This window comes from Nocardioides lacusdianchii, from assembly GCF_020102855.1.
GTDB lineage: Bacteria > Actinomycetota > Actinomycetes > Propionibacteriales > Nocardioidaceae > Nocardioides > Nocardioides lacusdianchii.
In genome coordinates this window covers 1-15,167 of sequence record NZ_JADHZD010000009.1, presented here as the reverse complement: position 1 = coordinate 15,167, position 15,167 = coordinate 1, and the positions used below count along the sequence as shown (strand labels likewise).

Below are 15,167 nucleotides of genomic sequence, written 5' to 3'. Positions count from 1 at the left end.
GGTCGGGCTACTTCAGCAGCTTCGACATGCGCCGGTCCGCCAACGGCTTCCCGCCGGTCTGGCACGTCGCGCAGTACTGCAGGCTCGAGTCCGCGAAGGACACCTCGCGCACGGTGTCGCCGCAGACCGGGCACGCCTGGCCGGTGCGGCCGTGGACCGCGAGGTTGCTCTTCTTCTCACCCTTGAGCTCGCTCGCGGCGAGCCCGCTCGAGCGCCGGACCGCGTCGCCCAGCGTGCCGCGGATGGCGGCGTACAACGTCTCGAGGTCGTCCTCCTCGAGGCTGCTGGCCGGCTTGAAGGGCGACATCCGTGCGGCGTGGAGGATCTCGTCGGAGTAGGCGTTGCCGATGCCGGCGATGATCGACTGCATCCGCATCACGCCCTTGACCTGCTTGCGCCCCTCGGCCTGGAGGATCCCGCGCAGCACCTCGATCGTGAAGTCGTCCGAGAGCGGGTCCGGGCCCAGGCGCGCGATCCCCTCGACCTGCTGCGGGTCGCGCACCACGTAGATCGCGAGGCCCTTGCGGGTGCCGGCCTCGGTGATGTCGAGCCCGGGCTGCGTGTCGAGGTCGGGGTCGTCGATCACCACGCGCGCGGCCAGCGGGTTCTTGCTGTTGGGCCGGGCGGGCAGCGCCGGCACCTCGTCGCGCCACCGGATCCAGCCGGCGCGCGCGAGGTGGATCACGAGGTGGACCCCGCTGGCGTCGATGTCGAGGAACTTGCCGTGGCGGGTCACGTCCTCGACGAGCGTGCCGTGCAGCGCGTGCAGCGGCGGGTCGAAGGTCTTGAGGGCACTGAAGGCGGCGAGGTCGACGCGGCTGATCGCACGACCGACGAGGCGGCCGCGCAGGTCCTGGACGAGGGCTTCGACCTCGGGCAGCTCGGGCACAAGGACGAGTCTAGGCAGATCTGTGTGCGACGGGTCACAATGAGACATGGCCCAGCAGCGCACCCCTCGCACCGGGACGGTCTTCCTCGACCCCCGCGGTGAGGACCGCACGATGCGCGTCACCTGGCACCAGGAGCAGCAGGTCGTGGTGCTCTCGCTGTGGCGCGACAACGTGTGCGCCGGCACCTTCCGCCTCGCCGCTGACGAGGTGCCGGAGCTGATCACGCTCCTGCGCCGCGGGCTCGACGAGGCGTACGACACCGCCCGCGAGCGGGTCGAGCGGGTGGAGCGGCCGAGCCGCGCGGGCTGAGGTCCGAGGCCCGACTCGCGGACTATCCGGCAATCTAAGGCGCGAACTAGATTCCCGGATACCGTCTGATCGTGGACCCGATCCGGAACCCGTACGCCCCCGGCGCGGGGCAGCGCCCGCCTGAGCTCGCCGGCCGCGACGAGCAGCTCGCCGCCTTCGAGGTCGTCCTCGAGCGCGTCGCCAAGGGGCGCCCCGAGCGCAGCCTCGTGCTCACCGGGCTGCGCGGCGTGGGCAAGACCGTCCTGCTCAACGCGCTCCGCGGCGCCGCCGTGCGCAAGGGGTGGGGGACCGGCAAGCTCGAGGCCCGACCGGGGCAGGGGCTGCGGCGCCCGTTGAGCAGCGCCCTGCACCAGGCGGTGCGCGAGCTCGGCCACCGCGACGAGGACTCGGTCGACCACGTCCTCGGCGTCATCAAGTCCTTCGCCCACCGTGACGCCGGCGCCGCCGCGAAGCTCAAGGACCAGTGGAGCCCTGGCATCGACGCCCCCGCAGTGCGCGGGCGGGCCGACTCCGGCGACATCGAGATCGACCTCGTCGAGCTCTTCACCGACCTCGGCGGCCTGGCCGCCGACGTGGGCAAGGGCATCGGCATCTTCATCGACGAGATGCAGGACCTCGGCCCCGACGACATCTCGGCGCTGTGCGCGGCCTGCCACGAGCTGAGCCAGTCGGGCCTGCCCGTCATCGTCGTCGGCGCCGGCCTGCCGCACCTGCCGGCCGTGCTGAGCGCGAGCAAGTCCTACAGCGAGCGGCTCTTCCGCTACCAGCGCATCGACCGGCTCTCCCGCGAGGCCGCCGACCGCGCGCTCGAGGCGCCGGCCGCGGACGAGGACGCGGCGTACGCCGCCGACGCGCTGGCCGCGATGTACGACGCCACCGGCGGCTACCCCTACTTCATCCAGGCCTACGGCAAGGCCGTGTGGGACCTCGCCCCGCGCTCGCCGATCACCGCCGCCGACGTCGCGGTCGCGGCACCGGAGGCCGAGTCGGAGCTCGCGGTCGGCTTCTTCGGCTCACGCTACGAGCGGGCCACGCCGGGGGAGCGCGACTACCTGATGGCGATGGCCGAGGTCGCGGCAGCGCAGGACGAGGCCGAGGGTGACGCCGTGCTCAGCGCGGACGTCGCGGCGAACCTCGGGAAGAAGCCGCAGTCGCTCTCCCCGGCGCGCGACTCCCTGCTCAAGAAGGGCCTCGTCTACTCCGGTGAGCGCGGTCGGATCGCCTTCACCGTGCCCCACTTCGGGCGCTACCTGCGCGAGCGCGGCTGACGGTTCACCGCTCCGGCGGGACCCGGAGCTCGCGCGGCAGCTCCTCGAGCAGCCGCAGCCACAGCTCCGCAGCGGTGGGGTACGACGCCACGGCGTGCCGCAGCACGTGCACCGGGACGTCGCCGACGATCGCCACCGTCGCGGCGTGCACCAGCTCGCCGGCCTCCGGGCCGACGAAGGTCGCGCCGAGGAGGAGCCGCGAGTCGGTGTCCACGACCAGCTGGGCATGACCGGCGACGTGGTCGCGCAGCAGGCCGGTGCCGGCTGCGGCCGAGGTCGGGACGCGGGAGGTGACCACGTCGTGCCCCGCGTCGCGGGCCTCGGCCTCGGTGAGCCCGACGCTCGCGACCTCCGGGTCGCTGAAGACGACCTGCGGCACGGGCGCCTCGCGGTCCGGCTCCCACGCCACCTCGCCGGCGGCGGCTGCGACGATGCGGGCGCCGACGAGCCGGGCCTGGTGCTTGCCCCAGTGGGTCAGTGGCGGGCCGCCGCTGGCGTCGCCCACGGCGTGCAGCCACTCGGGCAGCCGGCCGCCGGTGACGTCGTCGGGGGTGAGCCCGACCGAGTCCAGGCCGAGGTCGTCGAGCCGCGGTGCGCGCCCGATCGAGAGCAGCACCTCGTCGGCCTCGATCTCGCCCGCCGAGGTGGCCAGCGCGACGGTCCCCCCGTGGATCCTGCCGACCCCGGTGGCTTCCGCGCCCTCACGGCGTACGCCGGTCACGTCGGTCCCCAGGTGCACGGTGACGCCCCGCGCGCGCAGGCCCTCCAGCACGGCCTCGCCGGCGAAGGGCTCGGTGCGCCCGAGCAGGCGTCGGTCGCGGACCACGAGGGTCACCTCGGAGCCGAGGGCCGACATCCAGATCGCGGCCTCGCAGGCGACGACGCCGCCGCCCACCACGACGAGGCGGTCCGGCACCTCGGTCACCGCGGTGGCGTCGCGCGAGTCCCACGGCAGCGCTTCGGCGTACATCTCCGGCACGTGGGCCGCGCTGCCGGTCGCGATGACCACCGCCCGGCGGGCCCGGACCGTGCGCTCGCCGTCGGAGCCCGAGATCCGGACCGTCCGCTCGCCGGTCAGGCGGCCGTCGCCGCGGAGCACTGCGAGACCGGCGTCCTCGGCCCAGGTGACCTGCCCGGCGTCGTCGTAGTGCGAGACCCAGGCGTCGCGCCGCTCCAGCAGCGCCTTCGGAGCCACGTGGGCCGTCGAGACCCCCGGCAGGTCGGCGGTGAGGTCGGCGACGGCGATCGGGCGCAGCAGCGCCTTGCTGGGCATGCAGGCCCAGTAGCTGCACTCCCCGCCGAGCAGCTCGCGCTCGACGATGGCAGCGGTCATGTCGGTGCCCTCGACGGCGTACTGCGCGGCGTTCTCGCCCGCAGGTCCGCCGCCGATGACGACGACGTCGTACTCCAGCTCGTCCATGCTCGCGAGACTACGGCGCCCGAGCCGATTGGCGATCACCTTGAAGGGTCAATTAGACTCCGCGGCGAGGGGAGTACCCCACCAACACTCGTCGGTCACTACGGCGCCTCAGCAGGCGCCCCGGCGAGCGGCCGATCGCAGCTCGCGGCGGGGGAGACCTCAGGAGATCGATCCTGAGGAGACCCATGACGTCCATCGCGTCCCCCACCCTGTGGTTCATCACCATCGGCGTGGTGCTTGCCCTGCTCGCCGTCGACTTCATCGCCACGCGCAAGCCGCACGAGGTGTCGATGAAGGAGGCCATCGCCTGGTCGGCGTTCTACGTCGCGCTGCCGCTCGCCTTCGGCCTCTACGTCTGGAACGTCCACGGCGGCGACCGCGGCCTGGAGTACTACACCGGCTACCTCGTCGAGAAGACGTTGAGCGTCGACAACCTCTTCGTCTTCATGCTGCTGCTGGCGGCCTTCGCCGTCCCCGAGGTGCTCAAGCAGCGCGTGCTGCTCTACGGCATCATCGGCGCGCTCGTGCTGCGCGGCATCTTCATCGCCCTCGGTGCGGCCGCGCTCTCGCGCTTCGACTGGGTCTTCCTGGTCTTCGGCGCGATCCTGCTGCTCACCGGCGTCAAGCTGCTGCGTGACGCGATCCGCGGCCAGGAGCACGAGGTCGAGGTCGCCGAGATGCGCGTGGTCAAGGTGATGCGCCGCTTCATGCCCGTCACCGACGACTACGAGGGCGCGAAGTTCACCGTGATCAAGGACGGCGCGCGGGCGCTGACGCCCTTCGCGCTCGTGACCGTCGCGGTCTTCGCCACCGACGTGGTCTTCGCCGTCGACTCGGTGCCGGCGGTCTACGGCATCACCGGTGACCCCTACCTGGTCTTCGTCACCAACGCGTTCGCCCTGCTCGGCCTGCGCGCGCTCTACTTCGTGCTCGAGGGTGCGCTCGGCGCGCTCGCCCACCTCAGCTACGGCCTCGCCGCGATCCTGGGCTTCATCGGCTTCAAGCTGGTCCTGCACTGGGCGCACCTGGTCTGGCCGTCGGTGCCGGACGTGCCCACGCTGACGTCGCTGTTCGTCATCCTCGGCATCCTGACGGTCACCATCACGACCAGCCTGGTCGCCAACCGGCGCACGAAGGCGAAGGCGGCCGCCGGCCTCGACGAGGACGAGCCGGTCGGCTCGCGCTGAAGCTCCACCGCGACGGTGCCCCCGTCGGTTCCGGGCTAGACCATGTCGGCCCGGTGGCCGTGCGGGGGCATCGGTGCGTGCACGTCCCGACCACTGCTCGGTAACACCGCTCCCGTCCCACGCGGGGGTGCCTAGGTTCGACAACAGATGACGCAGCGGAAGCTCGGGAGAAACGCCACGGAATCACCGCTGATCCAGGGGAGCCGGCCATGATCCACCACCTCGCGACCCGTTCGTACGACGACGTGGCGCACGAGGACGCTCCGCTCTTCGCGCTGCTCCGCTCCACGCTCGGCCTCCCGCCGGACGACCCGCAGTGGTGGTCGCACGACCCGCAGCGGGTGGAGGTGGACCTGGTGGAGCGCACCCTGGCCGGGCTGCGCGGCTGGGAGCCGGCCGGTCAGCAGCCGCAGGTGTAGCAGGTGATGTCCCAGCGGCTCTCGCGGGTGTGGATGTTGCCCGAGGGCGCGCGGTCGACCCCGCGGGAAAGTCTTTGCCCTTGCTGCTGAGTCTCTGGGAGACTCGACCCCGAGGGCGCCGTCCAGCGCCCAGCCCACGCGTCGGCCCCAGTCCGTGCGAGGTGGCGAAGGGGAGCAGATCCTCGGGCGCATCCACGAGTCGCATCGTCGACGCCCGCTGCAGCGGCGTACTGGGGGCGCAGCGCAGTCGAAGGTGATCACGACATGACTAGGGACAGTGACTTCAAGTCGGTCGTGCGTGCGCGCATGGCCGAGACCGGCGAGGGCTACGCCGCCGCACGAGCGACCCTCGAGCAGACCCGCAGCCCGCACCGGGAGGCGTACGACGCCGCGCGGGCCGAGCAGGAGCGGCTGGTGGGCCGCCTCTTCGCCGACGGCCGCATCGCGCGGGTGCCTGCCAGGCGGAAGGTCCGCGCGGCGGTGCTGCTGGAGGTGGTGCGCCGCTTCGAGCCGGGGCGGGTCTACTCCGAGCGGGAGGTGAACGACGTCCTGCTCGGGGTGCACGAGGACTTCGCCTACCTGCGCCGCGAGCTGGTGAACTACCGCTACCTCGAGCGCGAGGACGGCCGCTACCGGACGGCCGCGCGGGCCCCCGAGCGGGCGCCGGTGGAGCACCAGGAGATCCCGGCGTGGGAGGCCCACTGGCTGCCCGGCTTCCTCGCCGGCACCGGCTGACGCGGCTCTGGCACATCCGACCGCGACGGGGCACGCTGGTCCCATGACAGCAGGCATCGATCCCGACGTCGCCCCGTCCGGTCCCGGCTGCGTGGAGTGCGAGGCCGCCGGCGGCTGGTGGGTGCACCTGCGCCGGTGCGCGCAGTGCGGCCACGTCGGCTGCTGCGACTCCAGCCCCTCGCAGCACGCGACCGCCCACTTCGAGTCGTCCGGGCACCCGGTGATGCAGAGCTACGAGCCGGGCGAGGACTGGTTCTGGGACTTCGCCCGCTCGGTCGGGGTGGTCGGGCCGCGGCTCGCCGACCCGCAGTCCCGCCCCGAGGACCAGCCCGTGCCCGGGCCCGCCGGCCGCGTGCCGGAGGACTGGCGCGACCACGTGCACTGACCGCGATGCTCAGCTGCCCCCGCGCGCCCAGGAGGGCAGGCGCTGCGCGACGGCGTACGTCGTGACGGAGACCGTCGCGGCCAGGAACGTGCCCCAGGCCAGGTCGATCGGGACGAGCGCCGCGGGGAAGTCGCGCAGCACCGCGAGGTTCGTGAGGTCCCAGGTGGCGTAGGTGACGAACCCGAAGAAGCCGCCCGCGCCGAGCGCCCGGCGCCACGAGCCCGCGGCGACCGCCGGGTGGATCACGAAGTAGAGCAGTCCGGCGACGAAGATCGCGTAGAAGACGAACGCCGCGCCGACGTCGGGCTCCGGCGCCAGCAGGTCGCCGAGGTGGCGCGCGTAGGTGTCCTCCGCCACGGTGCCGAGCCAGATCAGGTCGAGCACGCAGAAGACCACGGCGGCGACGGCGTACTGCGCGACCCAGGACATGCGCCCAGCATGGCACCCGCCCGGGGGACGGCCGTCCTGCGACGCGGAGGTCCCCGGACGTGCCATGCTCGGACCATGCGTCGTACGCCGCGCATCCGGCGCCCCCGTGACCCCCGCACCCGACCGCAGGTGGTCGCCCACCGCGGGAGCAGCCACGAGAGGGCCGAGCACACGCTCGCGGCCTACGTGAAGGCCCTCGACGAGGGGGCCGATGCGCTCGAGTGCGACGTCCGGCTCACCGCCGACGGCCACCTCGTGTGCGTGCACGACCGCGACCTGAGGCGTACGGCGTCCACCACGGGGCTGGTGTCGACGATGAACCTCGCCGAGCTCGACGAGCTCGACTTCGCGTCGTGGAAGAGCCCGTGGTCCGACCTCGACGACGAGGCCCCCGACCGGGACCCCGCGGACGGCAAGGTCCTCACCCTGCGCAAGCTCCTCGAGATGGTCGCCGACTACGACCGCCACGTCGAGCTGGCCATCGAGACCAAGCACCCCACCCGCTACGGCGGGCTGGTCGAGCGACGCCTGGTCGAGACGCTGGGCGACTTCGGCTGGGACCGGGCGGGGTCGCCGGCCCGGGTGATGAGCTTCTCGCTCAACGCCGTGAGCCGTGTGCGCCGCCTGGCGCCGGGGCTCGAGGTCGTGATGCTCGTCGACAAGGCGCACCACTGGCCGGTGCTGCGACCGGTCGTCGACGACGACTGGATCATCGGTCCGGGCATCAAGGAGCTGCGCGAGCATCCCGGCCTGGGCCGTCACCTCGTGAAGGCCGGGCGCGAGATCCACGTGTGGACGGTCAACACCGCCGACGACCTCGAGATCTGCCTCGACCTGGGGGTCACGGCCGTGATCAGCGACCGCCCGGCCCACATCCTCGAGCTGCTCGACCGCTGAGCGCGGCATCGGGACCCCGCACTAGGCTCGGGGAATGGCCAAGAAGTCGCGCAACCGCAGCACGTCCGCGTCCGCCCCCGCCGCCGGCGAGGTCGGCCCCCGCCAGCCCTGCCCCTGCGGCTCGGGCAAGCGCTACAAGGCCTGTCACGGCGCGGCCGGCGGTGCCGCACCCACCTTCGTGGCGCGCCCCTTCGAAGGCATGCCCAGCGAGTGCGACGTCATCGCGCTGCGCGAGCTCGTGCCCGCGGCCACCGCGCCGCTGACCCTCAAGGACGGCGACCGCACGGTCCGCCTGGCCACCCTCCTGCCCGGCGCAGCACCCGCGATGGTGCGCGACTCCGGCGACGTCTGGCTGGGCCTGCAGGTGCAGCACGCCTACGGCAACCCGGCCCGTGACCTCGGCGCCGTCCTCGAGCTGGCCCTGGCCACCGAGGAGCCCGGTGTCGTCGGTCTCCTGAGCGCTCCCGGCGAGGGCCCCGCCCTGCAGGACCTCATCACCGACACCAGCCTCGACATCACCGTCCACGACGGCTTCGACTACTGGATCGACGACATCCCCGAGCGTGACGCCGGCATGGAGGCCGCCCTCGAGCAGGCCAACGGCGGCGTCATGCCCACCACGCGGCTCACCTCGGTCGAGGCGGCGTACTGGACCGACGTCGGCACCAAGGAGCACCTGCGCTGGGTCATGCCGCACCCCGAGGACGCGCTGCTCGACGCGCTCGCCCGCCTCCACGCCGCCGGCCGGGACTCGGTGGCCGAGGGCTCGCGCTTCGTGGGCATGTTCCGTGCGCACGGCCTGCTCGCGCCCGTGTGGGACCTGCCGCTCGGCACCGGCGCCGAGGTGCTCGAGGAGCCGGCTGCGCGATTCGCCGCCGACCTCGAGGAGGCCCTCGGCGGCGGAGCGCTCACGGCGGCCGAGCGCTCTGCCCGGGCCGGACTCGCCAACCGTCAGGTGACGATCCGGTAAGAGCGGCTCCACGTGTTGGCCACATGCAGAACACAAGCGGGCCAACGGTTGTGCGTGCCGTCACGAGCGGAGTAGATTCGTCCCTGCCCGGTCGTTGTTGTTTCCCCCGTCAACAACGACCGGGCTTTCACGTCTCCAGATGCTTGGGGCGGCCCGAGTGCCCGCCATCATGAGCACTCGGGCCTCAGCTCGTGGGCACTCATGAATGCCCGCGAACCTGACCCCCGGTACCCAGCCGTCCTGATCGCATCCGCGCGATGCGCGTCACTTCCTCCCGGGTGCCGGTCTGACCCGCCAGGCCTCGAGGTTCTTGAAGCCCTTGGCCGACACCCGGCGCAGCCTGCGCAAGCGCCAGGGTGAGGTGTCGTCACCGTCGTCCTCGCCTTCGTCGGCCGCCTCCGTCAGGGCCTCGCGGACCCCGGCGTCGACCAGCACGGTGCCCGGCCGGGCGGCCGAGGTGAGGCGGGAGGCGGCGTTGACGGTGGAGCCGAAGACGTCGCCGAGACGGCGTACGACGTCCCCGTGGGCGATGCCGGCGCGGACCGCGGGGAACGGGTCGTCGGGGTCGTCGCCGCGCGCGGTGAGCGTGGTGGCGATGGTGACGGCGGCCCCGGGGTCGGCGACGGTGAAGAGCACCTCGTCGCCGATGGTCTTGATGACCTGGCCGCCGTGGTCGACGACGAGGGTCGTGGTGTCGGACTCGAAGCGGTCGACCCACGCGACGAGCTCGGCGCCGTCGAGGCTGCGGCTCTGGGTGGTGTAGCCGACGATGTCGACGAAGCAGACCGACATCCGGGCCTCGCCGGAGCCGACGGTGAGGGTGGTGGCGTGCCCGAGCAGGTGCTGCGAGGCGCTGGCCAGGTGGCGGCGCCAGACATAGCTCTGGAGGGCCTCGACGCGCGGCAGCACGTCCGAGGCGAGCTCGGTGAGCGCCGCGGCAGGGTCACCGCCCTCGACGGCGAGCTCGGCCAGCAGCGCGGTCTGCCACTCCGCGAGCCGGGCGTAGCTGCGGCCCCACGTGCGGACGAGCGCCGCCTGCGAGTCCGGCGGCAGGATGCCCATCTCGACCAGGTCGGCGCTCAGCCGCAGCGCCTCGACGTCGCTCTCGGCGAAGGCGACGTCGTCGTCGCGGTGGTGCGGGAAGCCGAGGTGGTGCCACAGCGTCACCGCCAGCTCGAGCGGTACGCCGGCGCGCTCGGCGACCTGCACCCGGGTGAGGCTCGGCTCCTGACCGAGCAGGAAGGCCTCCATGGCGCGGACGGTCCCGTCCGGCACGTCGAGCGCGGGGGGAGCCCCCTCGACCGGGGCGCCCTCGCCCATGTCGCTCAGCTGCCCGCGGCACGCCCGGCCGCGGCAGCGCGCAGGGCGGCGCCGAAGGCGGGGATCTCGTCGGCCAGCTGCTCGATCCGCTCGCTGGTGAAGTGCACGACCCGCAGCGGCGTCAGCGCGACGACGGTGGCCGAGCGGAGGGTGCGGTTGACGATGGCGGTCTCGCCGACGACGGCACCGGGGCCGAGGGTGGCGACCTCGACGCCGCCCTTGCGCACCGACACCTCGCCCTCGGTGATGAGGTACGCCTTGTCGGCAGGGGTGCTCTCGGCGATGGGCGACCAGCCCTGGGGCAGGCGCAGGGCGTTGCCGGCAGCCAGGACGCGCTGGGCGTCGGCGGGCTCCAGGGCGTCGAGGATCGAGTCAGTCATGCCCGGTCAACGAGCCACCGGCGCGAGGGTGATGCCCGTTCGGCGTGGTTCAGTCCACCTGCAGCGGCTCGCGCGAGATCGGGCAGCTCATGCAGCGTGGCCCGCCGCGACCCGAGCCCAGCTCGGAGCCGGCGATCCGCACGACCTCGATGCCGGCGTCCTCGAGCCGGTCGTTGGTCTCGTCGTTGCGCTCGTAGGCCACCGCGACCCGCGGCGCGAGCGCCAGGGTGTTGTTGCCGTCGTCCCACTGCTCGCGCTCGGCGGTGACCGGGTCGAGGCCGGTGTCGATCTGGTGCAGCGTGTCGATCTGCATCGCCTTGGCGGCCGCGACGAGGAACGGCTCGGACCCGCTGACGTTCAGCGTCAGGTCGGACTCGCCCGAGCCGCGGTCCGCCAGGGTCACCGTCACCGCGCGGAGGGTGTCGGCGACGTTGGGGTACATCACGACCTTGTCGACGTCGACCATCGTGCAGACCGTGTCGAGGTGCATCGTGGCGCGCTCCTGCGCGATCGGCACGGCCAGCACGGTGTGCGCGAGGTCGGCGTGGAAGACCTGGCGGGCCAGCCGCTCCACGCCCGCGGGCGTCGTACGCTCGCCGACGCCGACGGCGATCACGCCGGGCGCGAGGAGCAGGACGTCGCCGCCCTCGACGTGCTCGTTGTGCCAGCCGTGGATCTTGCGGGTGCCGGCGAAGCGCGGGTGCTCGGTGTAGATCAGCTCGGTCAGCTGGGTCTCGCGCTTGCGGGCCGGCATCGCGAGGCTGGTCACCGCGACCCGGTCGCGGACCCACACGCTGGAGTCGCGGGTGAAGAGCAGGTTGGGCAGCGGGTCGACGAGGAAGTCGTGCGGGTGGAGCAGGCTGGTCACCAGGCCGTGGCCGCCCTTGACCTCGTCGTTGCGGATGCCGGCGGTGAGCACGCCGGTGAGCTCCTCGGGGGACAGGCTGCGCAGCGCCTGGGCGAGGTAGCGGCGCATCGTGTCGCCGAGGTGCAAGCCGGACAGCGCGCTCGTGATCGCGTGGTTGCGGGCGAGCTCGCTCTCGAGGGTCTCGGTGAGCAGCTCGGTGAGGTAGAGCACCTCGACCCCACGCTCGCGCAGGGTCGCGGCGAAGGCGTCGTGCTCCTCCTGCGCGCGGCTGACCCACGGGATGCCGTCGAAGAGGAGGCGGTCGTTGTTGCGGGGCGTGAGCCGCTTGAGCTCGTTGCCGGGCCGGTGGAGCATGACCGTGGCCAGCCGGCCGACTTCGCTGTCCGCGCCGTGGGGGGCGGGAGTGTGGGAGACCATGTGCGGACTCTAGTGCCGAGGGGGCCCGGTCAACCACGCCCGCCGCACGTGCGGCGGCCGGATCAGCCGAGCGCCGCCTCCCACTCCTCGCGCAGGAGCGCGTAGTCGTACGAGCTGGTCCACCTGCCCTTGGACCAGAAGTCGGCGACCTTGTCGCCCTCGCGACGCATCCCGAGCCGCTCGCAGAGCGCGGCGGAGCGGTGGTTGCGGGCGTCGAGGTTCGCCACGATGCGGCGCAGGCCGTAGTGCTCGAAGCCGAGGCGCAGCACCTCCCGGGCTGCCTCGGTCGCGAAGCCGCGTCCGGCGTGCTGGGGCAGGACCGTCCACCCGATCTCGCCCTCGCTCATCCCGGTGCCCTGGAGGTGGAGCAGGGAGTCGCCGACGACCACGCCCTCGTGCTCGACGACGAGCGAGACGAACTCGTCGCTGGCCGCGGCGGTGCGCCGGCGCACCATCTCGACGACCTCGGCCCGGTTCATCGGGCGGCTCAGCAGCAGGCTGCTCCACTCCTCGGAGGCCCACGCCTCGACGAAGGCCTCCGCGTCGCGCGGCTCGTAGGGGCGCAGCACCAGCCGTTCGGTGCGCAGGGGCCACGCCGGCGGGGCAGGCGTGAGGAACTCGGCGCGGGGGAGGTCGACCCACAGCTCGCGCACCGTCGGTCCACCGAACCGGAGCCGGTCGTACGCCGTCATCGGCAGGAGCAGCCAGTCCAGCCCGGGCACCGCGAGGACGCCGTCGACGGCCTCGCCGAGCATCCCCCGGCCGGTCCCGTCGCGCGGGTCGCGGCGCAGCAGGTCGAGCGCTGCGGCGGCCTCGGCGATGCGCTCCTCGCGCTGCCGGATCCGCACCGGGTTGACGTCGCGCAGGCTGACCTCCTGCCCGGACAGGTAGTGCGCCCACTCCTGGGCGCCGGTCTCCTCCTCGCCCTCCCAGAAGGCGACGAACCACTCCCGGAGACGGTCGATGCCTCCGGCGATCTCGGCCAGCTCGCCGTGCGCGGCGGGCACCATCGGCGTGCCGTCGCGCAGGACGTACGACGCCAGCGGCAGGCGACCCTCGAGCATCAGCGCCATCGCCTCGGGTGTCGCCGGGACGAAGTGCTCGCGCACGTAGGCGTCGTCGTCGGCGGTCATCGGGTGGTCGCCGTTGACGGCGACGTAGCGGTCGTGGACCGCCATCCGCACCCGATGGGTCAGCGCGTCATCTCCCACACCGTCAAGACTGCCATCAGGACGCAGACCGTGGCACCCACGTAGTGCAGCAGCGAGAGCTTGATCCGCTGGAGCAGCAGGCGGCCCACGATGACCGCGAGGCCGGAGACGGCCAGCAGCGCGCCCCAGGCGCCGAGGAACACCGACAGGGGGTCGTCGTACTTCGCGACCAGGGAGATGGTCAGCAGCTGCGACAGGTCGCCCCACTCGGCGGCGAAGAGCACCAGGAACGAGGTGGCGACCACCCGGAAGCCGTGCGCGGCAGGGTCGGCCTTCGCGGCGTACTCCTCCTCCTGGTCGGCCTCGTCGTCGTCGGCCGAGCGTGCCTCCCGGAACAGGATGACCGCACCGATGAGGAACATCAGGGCGGCGACGGTGTGGATGAGCTGCTCGGGCAGGAAGGACGCCGCCTTGCCGAGGCCGACCGCGATGCCGGTCTGCACGAGGAAGGCGAGCCCGACGCCGATCCAGACGAAGAGCGGACGCATCTTCGTCGACATCACCAGCGTGGCGATGAAGGTCTTGTCGGGCAGCTCGACGACGAAGATGGCACCGAAGGCGAGGGCGACCACGAGGAGATCGATCACCGCGGAAGTGTCTCAATCACTCTGCACGGAAGGCGTCGGCGGGGTAGACCCCGAGCACCTTGACCTCGGTGGTGAAGAAGGCGAGCTCCTCGAGCGCGTTGCGCACGCCCGGGTCGTCGGGATGGCCGTCGACCTCGGCGAGGAACTGGGTGGCGGTGAAGTGGCCGCCGACCATGTAGCTCTCCAGCTTGGTCATGTTGACGCCGTTGGTGGCGAAGCCGCCGAGCGCCTTGTAGAGCGCCGCCGGCAGGTTGCGGACGTTGAAGATGAAGGTCGTCACGACCGGTCCCTCGCCGGCCGTGGCCTGCTCGAAGTCGCGCGAGAGCACCACGAAACGGGTGGTGTTGTGGTCCTCGTCCTCGATCTCCTCGCGGAGCACCTGCAGGCCGTAGATGCCGGCCGCCAGGGGAGGAGCGATCGCGGCCTGGGTCAGGTCGCCGGACTCCGCCACCTCGCGGGCCGCGCCGGCGGTGTCGCCCGCGACGACCGGGGTCAGCCCGAGCTCACGGATCACGCCGCGGCACTGGCCGAGGGCGTGGACGTGGCTGTGCACGGTGCGCAGCGAGCCGACGCTCGCGCCCGGCAGGGCCATCAGGGAGAACTGGATGCGCAGGAAGCGCTCGCCGACGATGTGCAGGTCCGAGGTCGGCAGGAAGTGGTGGATGTCGGCGACCCGGCCGGCGATCGAGTTGTCGATCGGGATCATCGCCAGGTCGGCGTCACCGTTCTCCACCGCCGCGAAGGCGTCCTCGAACGACGCGCACGGCATCGGCTCCCAGTCGGGGTAGGCCTGCTGGCACACCAGGTGGGAGTTGGCTCCCGGCTCTCCCTGGTAGGCGATCCGTCGGGCTGTCACGTCGGCGAGTGTGTCACCTCCGGCCGTGTCCGGCAGTCGTTGACCGCCCCGCGAACATAGGGTCGGGGCGTGCTCGTGCTCTCCGTCGTCGCCGTCGTCCTCGCCGCCCTGGCCTGCGTGCTCGCCGTGCTCGCCCTGCGGCGTACGCCGTCCCGCTCCGGCGGTGACGGGGTCGAGGCGTTGCCCGAGGACGTGCACGGCCTGCGCCAGGAGGTCGCGGCCCTCAAGGCGGAGAGCGCCGACGCGCTGCGCCACCTCTCCGTCGTGCGCTACGACGCCTTCGGCGACGTCGGCGGGCACCTCAGCTGGAGCCTGGCGGTGCTCGACGACGCCGGCCACGGGGTCGTGCTGACCTCGATCCACGGCCGCAGCGAGGCCCGCACCTACGCCAAGTCGATCTCCTCCTGGACGTGCGAGCAGCAGCTCTCGCCGGAGGAGGACGAGGCGATCGAGCACGCGCGTCCCTGAGAGCCGCGGCGTCCAGGCGCGTGTTGTAACGCCGGGCGGATTCAGCCGGTCGTTGCACCACGATTGATTTGGTGTCCGCAGAGTAGCTCTTCGAGTCGCTGGGCTGGGGTGGCCCAGCCCAGCGTCTTGCGTGGTCGGGTGTTGAGCTTCC

At 72.5% G+C, this 15,167-nt stretch carries 18 protein-coding genes; 9 read left to right on the top strand and 9 right to left on the bottom strand.

What is annotated here, in order from left to right; genetic code table 11:
* Window positions 1-7 precede the first annotated feature (7 nt).
* A complete protein-coding gene (locus IRX98_RS13790; RefSeq protein ID WP_224277679.1) occupies window positions 8-889 on the bottom strand; it encodes an Fpg/Nei family DNA glycosylase in 882 nt (293 codons plus the stop codon).
* Between the two features lie 46 nt (window positions 890-935).
* Between IRX98_RS13790 and IRX98_RS13785 the strand changes: the two genes are divergently transcribed.
* Together IRX98_RS13785 and IRX98_RS13780 are read left to right on the top strand one after the other, a co-directional pair.
* Window positions 936-1,199 (top strand): hypothetical protein, encoded by a 264-nt coding sequence (locus IRX98_RS13785; protein WP_224277677.1) that lies wholly within the window; start codon window positions 936-938, stop codon window positions 1,197-1,199.
* Between the two features lie 71 nt (window positions 1,200-1,270).
* A complete protein-coding gene (locus IRX98_RS13780; RefSeq protein WP_224277675.1) occupies window positions 1,271-2,467 on the top strand; it encodes an ATP-binding protein in 1,197 nt (398 codons plus the stop codon).
* 4 nt (window positions 2,468-2,471) lie between these two features.
* Here IRX98_RS13780 and IRX98_RS13775 read toward each other — a convergent pair whose 3' ends face one another.
* Window positions 2,472-3,887, bottom strand: a complete 1,416-nt coding sequence (locus tag IRX98_RS13775; protein WP_224277673.1) for a dihydrolipoyl dehydrogenase family protein — start codon at window positions 3,885-3,887, stop codon at window positions 2,472-2,474.
* Window positions 3,888-4,072: 185 nt separating this feature from the next.
* Here IRX98_RS13775 and IRX98_RS13770 point away from each other — a divergent pair, with 185 nt between their 5' ends.
* The 4 genes from IRX98_RS13770 to IRX98_RS13755 all read left to right on the top strand — a co-directional run bounded on the left by IRX98_RS13770 (window position 4,073) and on the right by IRX98_RS13755 (window position 6,613).
* Window positions 4,073-5,074 (top strand): TerC family protein, encoded by a 1,002-nt coding sequence (locus tag IRX98_RS13770; protein WP_224277671.1) that lies wholly within the window; start codon window positions 4,073-4,075, stop codon window positions 5,072-5,074.
* A 209-nt stretch (window positions 5,075-5,283) separates the two neighbouring features.
* Window positions 5,284-5,493, top strand: coding sequence for a hypothetical protein (locus tag IRX98_RS13765; protein ID WP_224277669.1), 210 nt, complete (start codon window positions 5,284-5,286; stop codon window positions 5,491-5,493).
* Window positions 5,494-5,757: 264 nt separating this feature from the next.
* Window positions 5,758-6,228, top strand: coding sequence for a DUF2087 domain-containing protein (locus tag IRX98_RS13760; protein WP_224277668.1), 471 nt, complete (start codon window positions 5,758-5,760; stop codon window positions 6,226-6,228).
* A gap of 43 nt (window positions 6,229-6,271) precedes the next feature.
* Complete coding sequence (locus IRX98_RS13755) at window positions 6,272-6,613, top strand: UBP-type zinc finger domain-containing protein (RefSeq protein ID WP_224277666.1); 342 nt, start codon at window positions 6,272-6,274, stop codon at window positions 6,611-6,613.
* Window positions 6,614-6,622: 9 nt separating this feature from the next.
* On the opposite strand, the gene IRX98_RS13750 is transcribed toward IRX98_RS13755, so the two are convergent.
* A complete protein-coding gene (locus IRX98_RS13750) occupies window positions 6,623-7,042 on the bottom strand; it encodes a DUF2177 family protein (RefSeq protein WP_224277664.1) in 420 nt (139 codons plus the stop codon).
* 75 nt (window positions 7,043-7,117) lie between these two features.
* Here IRX98_RS13750 and IRX98_RS13745 point away from each other — a divergent pair, with 75 nt between their 5' ends.
* Complete coding sequence (locus IRX98_RS13745; RefSeq protein WP_224277662.1) at window positions 7,118-7,939, top strand: glycerophosphodiester phosphodiesterase family protein; 822 nt, start codon at window positions 7,118-7,120, stop codon at window positions 7,937-7,939.
* 34 nt (window positions 7,940-7,973) lie between these two features.
* The gene (locus IRX98_RS13740) at window positions 7,974-8,909 is read left to right on the top strand and encodes a DUF5926 family protein (RefSeq protein WP_224277660.1); all 936 of its coding nucleotides are present in this window, start codon (window positions 7,974-7,976) and stop codon (window positions 8,907-8,909) included.
* Window positions 8,910-9,173: 264 nt separating this feature from the next.
* Here IRX98_RS13740 and IRX98_RS13735 read toward each other — a convergent pair whose 3' ends face one another.
* The 6 genes from IRX98_RS13735 to IRX98_RS13710 form a co-directional block, all read right to left on the bottom strand.
* Entirely contained in the window at window positions 9,174-10,229 is a 1,056-nt protein-coding gene (locus tag IRX98_RS13735; protein WP_224277658.1) for an adenylate/guanylate cyclase domain-containing protein, read from the bottom strand.
* A 5-nt stretch (window positions 10,230-10,234) separates the two neighbouring features.
* Complete coding sequence (locus tag IRX98_RS13730) at window positions 10,235-10,609, bottom strand: cyclic nucleotide-binding domain-containing protein (protein ID WP_224277656.1); 375 nt, start codon at window positions 10,607-10,609, stop codon at window positions 10,235-10,237.
* 49 nt (window positions 10,610-10,658) lie between these two features.
* Window positions 10,659-11,894, bottom strand: a complete 1,236-nt coding sequence (locus IRX98_RS13725; RefSeq protein WP_224277654.1) for an arginine deiminase — start codon at window positions 11,892-11,894, stop codon at window positions 10,659-10,661.
* A 62-nt stretch (window positions 11,895-11,956) separates the two neighbouring features.
* Window positions 11,957-13,105 (bottom strand): GNAT family N-acetyltransferase, encoded by a 1,149-nt coding sequence (locus IRX98_RS13720; RefSeq protein WP_224277652.1) that lies wholly within the window; start codon window positions 13,103-13,105, stop codon window positions 11,957-11,959.
* Window positions 13,087-13,692, bottom strand: a complete 606-nt coding sequence (locus tag IRX98_RS23515) for a TMEM165/GDT1 family protein (RefSeq protein ID WP_224277650.1) — start codon at window positions 13,690-13,692, stop codon at window positions 13,087-13,089. The genes IRX98_RS13720 and IRX98_RS23515 overlap by 19 nt, the downstream gene beginning before the upstream one ends.
* A gap of 16 nt (window positions 13,693-13,708) precedes the next feature.
* Window positions 13,709-14,548, bottom strand: coding sequence for a prephenate dehydratase (locus tag IRX98_RS13710; RefSeq protein WP_224277648.1), 840 nt, complete (start codon window positions 14,546-14,548; stop codon window positions 13,709-13,711).
* Window positions 14,549-14,617: 69 nt separating this feature from the next.
* On the opposite strand from IRX98_RS13710, the gene IRX98_RS13705 reads away from it, so the two are divergent.
* Window positions 14,618-15,016, top strand: coding sequence for a DUF4446 family protein (locus tag IRX98_RS13705; protein ID WP_224277646.1), 399 nt, complete (start codon window positions 14,618-14,620; stop codon window positions 15,014-15,016).
* The last annotated feature ends 151 nt before the right edge of the window (window positions 15,017-15,167 follow it).

Excerpts from the sequence above, each read along its gene's own strand:
- IRX98_RS13785 (WP_224277677.1), top strand. The coding sequence starts at position 936 with ATGGCCCAGCAGCGCACCCCTCGCACCGGGACGGTCTTCCTCGACCCC.
- IRX98_RS13775 (WP_224277673.1), bottom strand. The coding sequence starts at position 3,887 with ATGGACGAGCTGGAGTACGACGTCGTCGTCATCGGCGGCGGACCTGCG.
- IRX98_RS13770 (WP_224277671.1), top strand. The coding sequence starts at position 4,073 with ATGACGTCCATCGCGTCCCCCACCCTGTGGTTCATCACCATCGGCGTG.
- IRX98_RS13765 (WP_224277669.1), top strand. The coding sequence starts at position 5,284 with ATGATCCACCACCTCGCGACCCGTTCGTACGACGACGTGGCGCACGAG.
- IRX98_RS13760 (WP_224277668.1), top strand. The coding sequence starts at position 5,758 with ATGACTAGGGACAGTGACTTCAAGTCGGTCGTGCGTGCGCGCATGGCC.
- IRX98_RS13755 (WP_224277666.1), top strand. The coding sequence starts at position 6,272 with ATGACAGCAGGCATCGATCCCGACGTCGCCCCGTCCGGTCCCGGCTGC.
- IRX98_RS13750 (WP_224277664.1), bottom strand. The coding sequence starts at position 7,042 with ATGTCCTGGGTCGCGCAGTACGCCGTCGCCGCCGTGGTCTTCTGCGTG.
- IRX98_RS13745 (WP_224277662.1), top strand. The coding sequence starts at position 7,118 with ATGCGTCGTACGCCGCGCATCCGGCGCCCCCGTGACCCCCGCACCCGA.
- IRX98_RS13740 (WP_224277660.1), top strand. The coding sequence starts at position 7,974 with ATGGCCAAGAAGTCGCGCAACCGCAGCACGTCCGCGTCCGCCCCCGCC.
- IRX98_RS13735 (WP_224277658.1), bottom strand. The coding sequence starts at position 10,229 with ATGGGCGAGGGCGCCCCGGTCGAGGGGGCTCCCCCCGCGCTCGACGTG.
- IRX98_RS13730 (WP_224277656.1), bottom strand. The coding sequence starts at position 10,609 with ATGACTGACTCGATCCTCGACGCCCTGGAGCCCGCCGACGCCCAGCGC.
- IRX98_RS13725 (WP_224277654.1), bottom strand. The coding sequence starts at position 11,894 with ATGGTCTCCCACACTCCCGCCCCCCACGGCGCGGACAGCGAAGTCGGC.